Annotated in this window: 3 protein-coding genes and 1 pseudogene; 2 read left to right on the top strand and 2 right to left on the bottom strand. The window is 72.8% G+C overall.

What is annotated here, in order from left to right:
- Both FV222_RS22115 and FV222_RS22120 read left to right on the top strand, forming a co-directional pair.
- A partial coding sequence (locus tag FV222_RS22115; RefSeq protein WP_147815650.1) for a DUF533 domain-containing protein occupies positions 1-456 on the top strand: 456 nt, incomplete at its 5' end.
- A gap of 104 nt (positions 457-560) precedes the next feature.
- Positions 561-1,613 (top strand): esterase, encoded by a 1,053-nt coding sequence (locus FV222_RS22120; protein WP_147763291.1) that lies wholly within the window; start codon positions 561-563, stop codon positions 1,611-1,613.
- A 16-nt stretch (positions 1,614-1,629) separates the two neighbouring features.
- Here the strand turns inward: FV222_RS22120 and FV222_RS22125 are convergent, their stop codons facing one another.
- Entirely contained in the window at positions 1,630-2,499 is an 870-nt protein-coding gene (locus FV222_RS22125) for an SDR family oxidoreductase (RefSeq protein ID WP_147763290.1), read from the bottom strand.
- Between the two features lie 3 nt (positions 2,500-2,502).
- Positions 2,503-2,786 (bottom strand): annotated as a pseudogene (locus tag FV222_RS22130) (tRNA epoxyqueuosine(34) reductase QueG); the annotation flags it as partial.

Consider the following 2,786-nt stretch of genomic DNA (forward strand, 5'->3'; position numbering starts at 1 on the left):
CTCGCCGGCGCAGCGCTCGGCGGCCTCGCCCTGATCGGCGGCCTCGCCTACCGGTCGCTACGCGGCGGCAAGGCGGACGCGACCGAGACGGCGGCCTTCCAGGACGTGCCGGAGGACGAGGCGCGCCTGATGCTGCGGGCGATGGTGGCCGCGACGGTCGCCGACGGCGTGGTCGACGCGGCCGAGCGCCGCCGCCTCGACGAGGCGGTGGCGGCCGCCGGCATCGACCGCGACGGGCGCGCCTGGCTCGAGCGCGAGCTCGGCAACCCGGCCGAGATCGACGAGATCGCCGACGCGGTGGACGATGCCGAAGCCGCCGCACGGATCTACGCCGCGGCGGCGCTGGCGATCGACCTCGACACGATGCAGGAGCGCCAGTTCCTCAAGATGCTGGCGGAGGCCCTCGACGTGCCGCCCGAGGCCGCCGCCCGCGTCGAGCGTGAACTCTCGGCCTGATCGTCTCGCCGTTGCACCCTCCGGTTGATGCCGGCGGGTGCGACGGTGCTAGGCTCCGGGTCGCGGCGCAGGAAGATGGCGTCGCGGAAAAGCCCGGGAAGCGCATGTCCGAGGAAACCTCAAAACCGCTTCGCCGGCAGCTCGCCGCCGTCGCCCTCGCGGGCGGCCTGATGACCGGGGCGGCGGCCGCCGAGCCCTTGGGGCCGCTGACCATCGCCCGGCAGGGCAGCTTCTTCGTCGGCGGCCGCAGCGTCGCCTCGGACACGCTCTCGACGCTGCCGGCCTACGCGCCCTCGGGCACGATCGCCGTCGACCAGGTCTACGTGCGCTACCAAATCCCGGTGGAGGCCAAGCGTCCGGCGGTCGTCCTGATCCACGGCTGCTGCCTTACCGGCAAGACCTGGGAGACGACGCCGGACGGGCGCATGGGCTGGGACGAGTTCTTCGTCCGCGCCGGCTTTCCCACCTACGTGATCGACCAGGCCGGCCGCGGCCGCTCTGCGGTCGACCCGTCCGCGATCAATGCGGTGAAGACCGGCAAGGCCGCGCCGGAGACGCTGCCGCCGGTGGTCTCGGCCGGCCAGGAACCGGCCTGGGCGATCTTCCGCTTCGGCCCGAAATACCCGGAGGTCTTCCCCGGGATGCAGTTCCCGCTGGAGGCGCAGGGCGAGTTCTGGAAGCAGATGGTCGCCGACTGGGCCGCGACCCTGCCGACCCCGAACCCGACCGTCCCCGCCCTGTCCGAGTTGGCGAAGACGTTGGACGGCGCGATCCTGATCAGCCACTCGCAATCGGGCATCTACCCGTTCCAGACCGCGGCGCTCGACCGCGCCGGCATCCGCGGCCTCGTGGCGATCGAGCCGGCGGCCTGCCCCGATCCGGCCAAGGACGACATGGCGCCCTACAGGGACCTGCCGATCCTCGTGCTGTGGGGCGACTACGTCGAGTTGGCGCCGCGCTGGGCGCCGCGGCTCAAGCTCTGCCGCGCCTTCGTCGAGGCCGCCAACAAGGCCGGCGGCAAGGCCGAGCTGGTGCTGCTGGCCGACGTCGGCCTGACCGGCAACTCGCACATGCTGATGCAGGACCGGAACAGCCTCGACGTCGCCGCCTGGCTGACCGCCTGGCTCGACGCGCACATGCCGCCGCGGAAATCGTGAAGACGGGGCGGCGCCCTCAGCCGGCCGCCTCGTCCTTCAGCGCCTGCAGCCCCTCCCGGTAGGTGGGGTAGGCGAGTTCGACGCCGAGTTCCTCGCGGATCAGGCGGTTCCGCACGCGCTTGTTCTCGCCGTAGAAGCTACGCGCCATCGGCGAGAGGTCGGCGGTCTCGAAGTCGACCTCAGGCGGTAGGGGAAGGCCGGTGAGCCTGGCTGCGTATTCCGTCACGGTCTGGGGCGCGGCCGGCTCGTCGTCGGTGACGTTGTAGACCGCGCCGTTGCGCGGGCGGTCGAGGGAGGCCAGCAGCGTCGCGGCGATGTCGTCGATGTGGATGCGGTTGAAGACCTGTCCCGCTTTCACGATGCGCTGGGACCGGCCGTCCCGCAGCTTCACGATCGGGTTGCGGCCGGGGCCGTAGATGCCCGACAGCCGGAACACCTGCACGGCCTTGCCGGTCTCGGCCCCGAGCGCGAGCCACGCGTTCTCGACGGCGAGCCGCCCCTGCGAGCGCGCGCTCTTCGGGGTGGCCGGCGTCGCCTCGTCGATCCAGGCGCCGTCGTGGTCGCCGTAGACGCCGATGGTCGAGAGGTAGCCGATCCAGCCGATCCGGCTCCGGGCGATGTCGTCGCGGAAACGGCGCAGCACCGGATCGCCGTCGCGGTCGGGCGGGACGGAGACGAGGAGCGCGTCGGCCGCCGCGAGGTCGGCGGGGATGCGCGGGTCGTCTGCCTCGGGGCCGAAGGCGCGCATCGACAGCCCGGTCTCGGCCTCGAGCGCCCGCGCCTTGTCCGCGTCGGTCACGGTGGCGCAGATCTGCGGGAAGCGGTCGCGGGCGGCCTCCGCGAAGCGCCGGGCAGAAAAGCCGAGGCCGAACACGAAGAGGGTCATCGATCAGGTCTCCTCCGGCGGGTCCAAGAGAGCGCGCCATTCGGCCAGCACGTCCGGGTCGGTCTCGCCGAGCCCATGACGTTCGTAAAGGGGGCGGCAGGCCGCGGGACCGAGCAGCGCGCCGCAGGCCCAGACCGCCATGCCGCGCACGATCGCCGACGCGCCGCCCAAGTTTCGCTCGGCGGAGGCGGCCAGCGCGGGATCGCCCGAGTTGCCCACCGCGATCAGGACGTTGCGCAGGAAGCGGTCGCGGCCGGTGCGCTTCACCGGCGTGCCGGCGAACCGCG

It is taken from the genome of Methylobacterium sp. WL103, from assembly GCF_008039885.1.
Classification (GTDB): Bacteria; Pseudomonadota; Alphaproteobacteria; order Rhizobiales; family Beijerinckiaceae; genus Methylobacterium; species Methylobacterium cerastii.